8 protein-coding genes are annotated in these 7,150 nt (G+C 70.2%); 3 read left to right on the forward strand and 5 right to left on the reverse strand.

Annotated features, from left to right (window positions below; genetic code table 11):
• Positions 1–15 precede the first annotated feature (15 nt).
• The 4 genes from phaZ to WA805_RS30545 all read right to left on the reverse strand — a co-directional run bounded on the left by phaZ (position 16) and on the right by WA805_RS30545 (position 3,513).
• Positions 16–900, reverse strand: a complete 885-nt coding sequence (gene phaZ, locus WA805_RS30530) for a poly(3-hydroxyalkanoate) depolymerase (protein ID WP_425244057.1) — start codon at positions 898–900, stop codon at positions 16–18.
• Positions 890–2,548, reverse strand: coding sequence for a PHA/PHB synthase family protein (locus WA805_RS30535; protein WP_424561308.1), 1,659 nt, complete (start codon positions 2,546–2,548; stop codon positions 890–892). The genes phaZ and WA805_RS30535 overlap by 11 nt, the downstream gene beginning before the upstream one ends.
• 172 nt (positions 2,549–2,720) lie before the next feature.
• Positions 2,721–3,122 carry a helix-turn-helix domain-containing protein gene (locus WA805_RS30540; RefSeq protein WP_422337952.1) on the reverse strand — a complete coding sequence of 134 codons (402 nt, stop codon included), beginning with the start codon at positions 3,120–3,122 and terminating at the stop codon, positions 2,721–2,723.
• A gap of 79 nt (positions 3,123–3,201) precedes the next feature.
• Positions 3,202–3,513 carry a hypothetical protein gene (locus WA805_RS30545; protein ID WP_422284602.1) on the reverse strand — a complete coding sequence of 104 codons (312 nt, stop codon included), beginning with the start codon at positions 3,511–3,513 and terminating at the stop codon, positions 3,202–3,204.
• Positions 3,514–3,762: 249 nt separating this feature from the next.
• Between WA805_RS30545 and WA805_RS30550 the strand changes: the two genes are divergently transcribed.
• Genes WA805_RS30550 through WA805_RS30560 form a run of 3 tightly spaced genes read left to right on the forward strand, consistent with a single transcriptional unit; the run spans position 3,763 to position 6,520 of the window.
• Positions 3,763–5,007 carry a sensor histidine kinase gene (locus WA805_RS30550; protein ID WP_425244058.1) on the forward strand — a complete coding sequence of 415 codons (1,245 nt, stop codon included), beginning with the start codon at positions 3,763–3,765 and terminating at the stop codon, positions 5,005–5,007.
• Positions 5,004–5,651 carry a response regulator gene (locus WA805_RS30555; RefSeq protein WP_422285843.1) on the forward strand — a complete coding sequence of 216 codons (648 nt, stop codon included), beginning with the start codon at positions 5,004–5,006 and terminating at the stop codon, positions 5,649–5,651. The genes WA805_RS30550 and WA805_RS30555 overlap by 4 nt, the downstream gene beginning before the upstream one ends.
• The gene (locus WA805_RS30560; protein WP_425244059.1) at positions 5,648–6,520 is read left to right on the forward strand and encodes a hypothetical protein; all 873 of its coding nucleotides are present in this window, start codon (positions 5,648–5,650) and stop codon (positions 6,518–6,520) included. Before WA805_RS30555 ends, WA805_RS30560 begins: the two co-directional genes overlap by 4 nt.
• 42 nt (positions 6,521–6,562) lie before the next feature.
• Here WA805_RS30560 and WA805_RS30565 read toward each other — a convergent pair.
• On the reverse strand, positions 6,563–7,150 hold a 588-nt coding region (locus WA805_RS30565; protein WP_425244060.1), incomplete at its 5' end, for a hypothetical protein.

Raw genomic sequence — 7,150 nt, forward strand, 5'->3', positions numbered from 1 at the left:
TGCTCGCGACCTGTGTCATTCCTGGCTCCCCTCGCCGGTGAGGCCGGCATCGAGGAACGCCTCCACGGCCGGCGCCAGGCGCTCCGCGTCCGCGGCCAGCTCGAGGTGACCGCCGTGATAGATGTGCAGCTGGCTGCCTGGTATCAGCCGGTGCATGATCCGCGCGTTGACCAGCGGGATGATCGGGTCGTCATCGCCGGCCAGGATCAGGGTGGGCGGCCGCAGCCTCGGCAGCAGCGGGAGGCTGGTCCAGCCGAGGCCGGCCATCAGCTGGTAGTAATAGCCCCTGGCCGGGCCGAGGCGTGTCGTCGCGTGCAGCAGCTCACGGGCCATGGCCGGGTCTTTCCGCGCGCTGCCCCCGTACAGTTCGGCGGCGATGCGGGCCGAGTACTGCGGGTCGCGGTGCCGCCGCGGCGTGAGCAAGTGCCGCAGGACGCGCGGGTGCCCGGGCACCATGAGCGCGCCGGGCGCGGTCGCCACCAGCACCAAGCGGCGCACCCGGTCCGGGCGGCTCAGCGCGAACTGCTGCGCGAGCCCGCCTCCCCAGGAGATGCCCAGCACGTCGGCCCGCTCATGGCCGAGCTGGTCGAGCAGCCCAGCCAGCAACGGCCCGGTGGTGATCAGGTGATAGGGAACCACCGGTGCCGGCGACCCGCCGACGCCGGGCATGTCGAACCTGATGACACAGCGCCGCGGATCGAGCGCGTCGACGAACGGCTGGAGCAGTTCGAGGCTCACGCCGATGCCGTTGCACAGCAGCAGCGGCGGCCAGTCAGGATCGCCGTCCCGCACCGCCACCCGCAGGACGCGGCCACGGACAGTCAGCGTCCGCAGGCGTTCCCCGCCGCCGGCCCGCCACGGCGGCGCGGCGGGTCCGGGCGGCCCTTCGTCAGCGGTCATGGACGTACGTTCCCGGCGCGTCGCATAGCGGTGCCAGGCTGCCGCCGCCCAGCTCATCGGGAGCGGCGGTCTCCTCGCCGCAGCGCTCGGCCAGCCAGTCCGCGTAGTCTGGCCACCAGGATCCGTGGTAGCTCTCCGCGTGCTGTAGCCACTCCCGCGGGTCTGCTGGACAGTCCTTCGCAATCTGGTATCTGGCCTTCTCGTTTCCCGGCGGGTTCACCATCGCGGCGATGTGCCCGCTCGTGGACAGCACGAACCGCTTGCTGCCGCCCAGCAGCTGAGTGGACCGGTAGCAGCTCTCCCAGGGACAGATGTGGTCGGTGATCCCGGCGACGAGGTAACTGTCCCTGTCAACGAGCGACAAGTCGACCGGTGAGCCGAGCATCGTCACGCCTCCGGGCTGCGCGAGCCCGTTCGTCACGCCCAGCCGGAGGAAGTCCCGGTGCAGGGCCGCGGTCATCCTGGTGGTATCCGCATTCCAGAACAGGATGTCGAACGGCGGCGGCTTGCGTCCCAGCAGGTAATTGTTGACCCAGTAGTTCCAGATCAGGTCGTTGGGCCGCAGCCAGGCGAATACCTCGGCCAGCGCCCGGCCGTCGAGATACCCGCGGGCCCTGGACGCGGCGGCGGCCAGCCGCGCGGACCGCTCGTCGAGGACGGCGCTGGCCAGGCCGGCCCGCGCCTGGTCCAGCACCGTGACCATGAGCGTCAGGGCGGCGATCTTGTCCTGCTCGCCGGCGAGCGCCAGGTGCGCGGCCACCATCGCGGCGATGATGCCGCCCGAGCACACCCCCAGGACCGCGGTCCGCTCGCTGCCCGTGATCCGCGCGGCGCCGTCCATGGCGTCGAGAACGGCCTGCCCGTAGGTGTCGAAGTCCCAGGCCGCCTGCCTGGCGTCCGGGTTGCGCCAGGAGATCATGAAGACCTGCTGTCCCTGGCCGACCAGGTACTCGGCCATGCTCCGTCCTGGCGCCAGGTCGATCACGTAGAACTTGTTGATCGTCGGCGGGACGATCAGCAGCGGAACCTGCCTGACCGTGGTCGTGACGGGCCGGTACTGGATCAGCTCGAACACCGGGGTCCGCAGGACTACCGCCCCCGGCGTGACCGCGAGGTCCGCGCCGACCTCGAAAGCGTCCGGCTCCACCATGGACGGCACCCGGGGCGGGGCGGCCATGTCGGCGACGAAGTGCCGCAGGCCGGCCACGGCGCTGCCGCCTCCGGTGTCGATGACCGCTTTCACGGCCGCCGGGTTGAGCACCGGGCTGTTGCTTGGCGCCAGCGCGTCCACCAGGTTGGTGAGCGCGAAACCAACCCGTTCCGCGTCGGCCCAGTCCAGTTCCGCGCCGGCGACGAGACCCTCCGTTGCCTGGGCAGCGGCCAGGTACGTCTGCAGCACGCGGCGCAGCAGCGGGTTGCCCTGCCATGCCGGATCCGTGAACCGCCGGTCTCGCCGGGACGGCTGTATCTCGGAGCTGCCCACCGCGATGCGTGCCATCTCGCCGAGCAGTTGCCGGCCCTGACTCGCCACGAGAGACGGGCGCACGGCTAGCGCCCCTGCCAGCCGCAGGCCAGAGCCGCCCGGGTTCATCCGGCGGAGCGTGCCGAGGGCCGCGTCGGTGAGCAGCAGGTCGAGCGGAGCTGTCACAGCATCCGCCGCGGCCGCCGCCAAGCTATCGGTATGGGTACTCATGATTACCTGATTTCCGCTTGCGGCCGAGGCTAAGCCGCCCGCCGGCCGCCGGCATTGGCCGCGTAGCACGAAACGCGCGCCGCGCGGTGTCTCCCGGGCACATCCGCGGTCGCGGGCGGCGCCGCCGTCAGGACTGACCGACCATGCTGCGGTACACCGCGATCAGCGCTGCCTTCTGGTCGTCGCTCAGGCGCTCGTCTGCCCCGATCACGTCCTCGGTCCGTGCATTGCGGCCTCTCTCACCGGCGTCCGCCCGGCCCGCCCCATCAGTGTCCGGGCCCTCACCGGTCACGGCATCGATCAGGCCGGCCTGCGCGAGGAGCGTCTCGGCGGACAGGTTAAGTCCATCGGAGATCGCCTTGAGCACGCGTACCGACGGCTGGTGCAGACCCCGCTCGACCTGGCTGAGGTACGGATTCGACAGGCTGGTCAGCTCGGCGAGCTGGCGGAGCGAAAGGTTCGCCATCTTGCGCTGGGTGCGGATGAAGGCACCGAGCGCCTCCCGCTGCGCTTGCCACGGGTCCGTCACGGTCACCTCCTCGGGTATCGCGAATTATAGTACGCGGCGGCACCGGGCTCCGGTACCGCCGCGTACTAGTGCGGATGCCTCACTCGGCGGCTGAGCCCGGCATCTCATGGGTACCGTTGCCCGCCATCAGTGGTGCCGTCGCCTTCACCAGCTCTTCCGCGAAGTGGCGCTGGCTGGAGAGCAGCTTCTCGGCGAAGTCGTACGCGCTGGTCACGACGTTCTCCGGCTTGGGCAGCTTCGCGGCGAGCGGTACCTGGGCAAATGGCACCTTCGGCGTCACGGCCTTGACGGCGTCGACCCAGGTCTTGACCGCCTCAACGACGGTCTCCTGGCTCGCGCGGATCGTGTCAAGGAACTCTGCCTGCAGGTCCCGGGTGGAATAGACGGCCATAGTCTCTACCTTCCTGTGCGGCGGCTGTATGCTTGCAAACTATATCAAGCGCTAACTATCCCAAGCAAGTCTGCGGCCGATCCGGGCCCGAAATCATCCAGATAACACGACGACTAACACGACGACGGCTCCTCTAGCTGGGCGTGAGCCTCGGCCTGCTTGCCAGCGCCGGGGTAGGGCTAGCATTACCTCGCATCCGGAAGACCGGATGATGGCGGGCGCGGGCGGGCATGGCCTAGCGTCGCTTGCATGTACTTCGTTCGGGACCTGGTGTCGCCGCGCACCTGGCTTGCCTTCATCCATCACTTCATCGGCGTGTGCGTCGGCGCCCTTGTCGTCTGGATCGTGGTTCCCGGGCTCGTGATCGGCGCGCTGGGCCTCCCGGTGGCGATGATCGGCCTGCCGATACTCGGCGCCACGCTGCGGTTCACCGACTGGTTCGCCAGCGCCGAGCGGACGAGGTTCGCCGTCACGCTCGGCGAGCAGATCCCCGCCTGGCCGGCCGGCACGCGCAGCGGGTACCGGCTGCGGCTGGTGCCGCGCCTCACGAAGCTCAGCGAGCGCGCTACCTGGCGCGAGGTGCTCTACGCGGTGGCGCGGGGGCCGCTCAGCGCGGCGGCCGCGTTCGTCAGCCTGGGCGTGTGGGCCATCGGCCTGATCATGGTCACGCTGCCGCTGTTCGACTGGTCGCTGCCGGGCGGCGGCTTCCATGTAGACGGCCGGGCGCTGCACGAGTCGAAGGCCGTGCTCGTGGCCGTGGCGGGCGTGCTGGTGCTGCTGGCCGCGCCGCAGGTGACCAGGGGCCTCGCGGTCGCGGACACCATGCTGGCCCGGCGCCTGCTCGGGCCGCCAAGCAGCCTGGCCGCCCGGGTCGCCGAGCTCGAGCTGAGCCGCGAGCGGGTGGTGGACGCGGCGGAAACCGAGCGGCGGAGGATCGAGCGCGACCTGCACGATGGCGCCCAGCAGCGGCTGGTCGCGCTCGCGATGGAGCTGGGCCGCGCCAAGGCGAGGTTCGGCGACGACATCGACGCGGCCAGGGACCTGGTCGACTCGGCCCACTCGCAGGCCAAGGCCGCGCTGACCGAGCTGCGGGACCTCGTCAGGGGAGTGCACCCGCCGGTGCTGACCGATCGCGGCCTCGACGCCGCGCTCTCCGGCCTGGCCGCGCGCAGCCCTATCCCTGTCGACGTACACGTCGACATGCCGGTCCGGCCGAAGCCGCTGATAGAGGCCGTCGCGTACTTCGTTGTCGCCGAGGCCCTCACGAACGTCGCGAAGCACTCGCGGGCCAGCCAGGCGAAGGTCGTGGTCGAGGGACACGGCTATCCCGGCGTGCTCGCCATCATGATCAGCGACGACGGAGTCGGCGGCGCTGACCCGCGGGGCGCGGGGCTGTCCGGCCTCGCCAGCCGGGTGAGCGGCGTCGACGGCCGGCTGACCGTGGAGTCTCCGTACGGCGGGCCGACGATCATCGCGGCGGAGCTGCCATGCTGAGGGTGGCGATCGCGGAGGACTCGGTCTTGCTGCGCGAGGGGCTGACCCGCCTGCTGGCAGAGGCCGGCCATGAGGTCGTCGTCGCCGCGACCGACGCCGAGGCGCTGATGCGCGCCGTGGAGGCGTGCACCCCGGACGTGTGCGTCATCGACGTCAGGATGCCGCCGACGTTCACCGACGAGGGGCTGCGCGCCGCGCTCGTGATCCGTGACCGCTGGCCGGACACGGGCGTGCTCGTCTTGTCGCAGTGGGTGGAGGAACGCTACGCGATCGAGCTGATCTCCGGAAGCCCGCACGGCGTCGGTTACCTGCTCAAGGACCGGGTGGCCGACGTGTCGGAGTTCCTGGACGCGCTCCGCCGGGTGGCCGAGGGTGGCAGCGCGCTCGACCCCGAGGTCGTGGCCCAGTTGCTCGCCCGCAGCCGCAGTCCGCTCAGCGTGCTGACCAGCCGCGAACGGGAGGTCCTCGCGCTGATGGCCGAAGGCCGGTCCAACTCCGCCATCGCCGAGACGATGGTCGTCAGCGGCGGCGCCGTGGGAAAGCACATCAACAGCATCTTCAGCAAGCTCGGACTCGTATCGGACGAGCACGGCCACCGCCGGGTGCTCGCGGTCCTCCATTACCTGAATGGGGTCACCTCATGACCAGTTTCCTGCCGGCCGCTGCGCGGCCCGCCGCCCGCGAGCTGCTCATGACGCCAGCGCGCCGGATCATCCTGCTGCTGGGCGTTCCGCTCTCGCTCACCCTGCTCGCCTGGACGTGTTTCGCGATCATCAGCCAGGCCTCCCAGGGCAGCTACGCGGTGAGTTACGCCCCGGTGCGTGTCATCCGCGGCCTCGACATGAACATCTACGGCGGCGACGTGACCCTGCAGGGCGGTGTCGCGCCCAGCGCGGCGCGGTTCACCGGCAGCGGCACCGTCTGGTACGGCCTGAATTACTCAGGCCAGCGCCCCACTCTCGCGACGGCGCAGACGCCGACCGGGACCAGGATCAACTTCACCTGCCCCAATTACAACTGCGCGCTCAATTCAACCGTCGACGTTCCGCCGCGGGCACCGGTGACGGTGACCAGTAACGGCGGCAACATCACGGCGACCGGCATATCCGACGCGACCTTGCAGACCGGCGGCGGGAACCTGAACGTTGACGGGCTGACCGGCAACGTCAGCCTCAACACCGACGCCACTCCGAACAACGGCCCGTACGGGGGCGGCGGGGAGGTCAGCGGCACGCTGGCCGCGCAGAACATCGCGGTGGACACCGGCGGCAACAGCGTCGACCTCCAGCTCACCGCGGCGCCGTCGAACCTGAACGTCACCACCGAGGGCGGCGATGTGACGCTGCAGCTACCCGCCGGCTACAGCTACCGCGTCGACTACATCAAAGAGCCGGCGTCCCAGGTCCAGATGACCGGACCCCCGCAACCCGCCGCGATCACGGTGACCACCAGTTCCTCGTCCCAGTACCGGATCACCGTCAACGCAAACGGCGGCGCCGTAACGATTGACTGAACCTGGCGTCCGGCTTGGACCCCGATGACCCAACCGGCTTGTTCACGTGCGTGGTGCGGACTGAAGACGGGCGGCTTGCTTGTCGAGGTTGCGAACCTGCGCCGACTCTGGCCCGTAGGCGGCGGCGAGCAGCGGCCGGACGGCCTGCAATTCCGTGATCGCCGACTCGATCTCGCCCGTGCTCGCCAGCAGCTGGGCGATCACGAACCGGGATTCGATGACCTTGGCCGCCTCGTCCGGGTCCTGTGCGGCGAGCGGGACGGCGTTCATCACGTAGTAGCGAAGCTGGGGGAGTGCCTTGTCGGGCTTTCCAGCCTGTGCGTAGGCGTGCCCGGCCTGGTAGGCGCAGTCAAGTGCCCACGGGTCAGCGGCGCCTAGGTGCTGCCGGTAGGCCGCCCCGGCCTGCTCGAAAAGCTGCGCGGCGCGACTGTACTGCCCGCCGATCAGCAGCGCGGCGGCGAGCGCGTGTCGCATCTGCAGCTCGAGGACGGAACCGGGGACGGCGCGGTCCAGTCCCGTTTCGAGCAGGCTGATCGCATCGGACGGGTGCTCGCCGTCAAGGAGAACCTGAACGTCAGCGCGCAGCCGTGCGGCCTCTTCCTCGGTGAGCGGGCAGGTGGTCCCGGTACC

Source organism: Trebonia sp., assembly GCF_049794275.1.
GTDB lineage: Bacteria > Actinomycetota > Actinomycetes > Streptosporangiales > Streptosporangiaceae > Trebonia.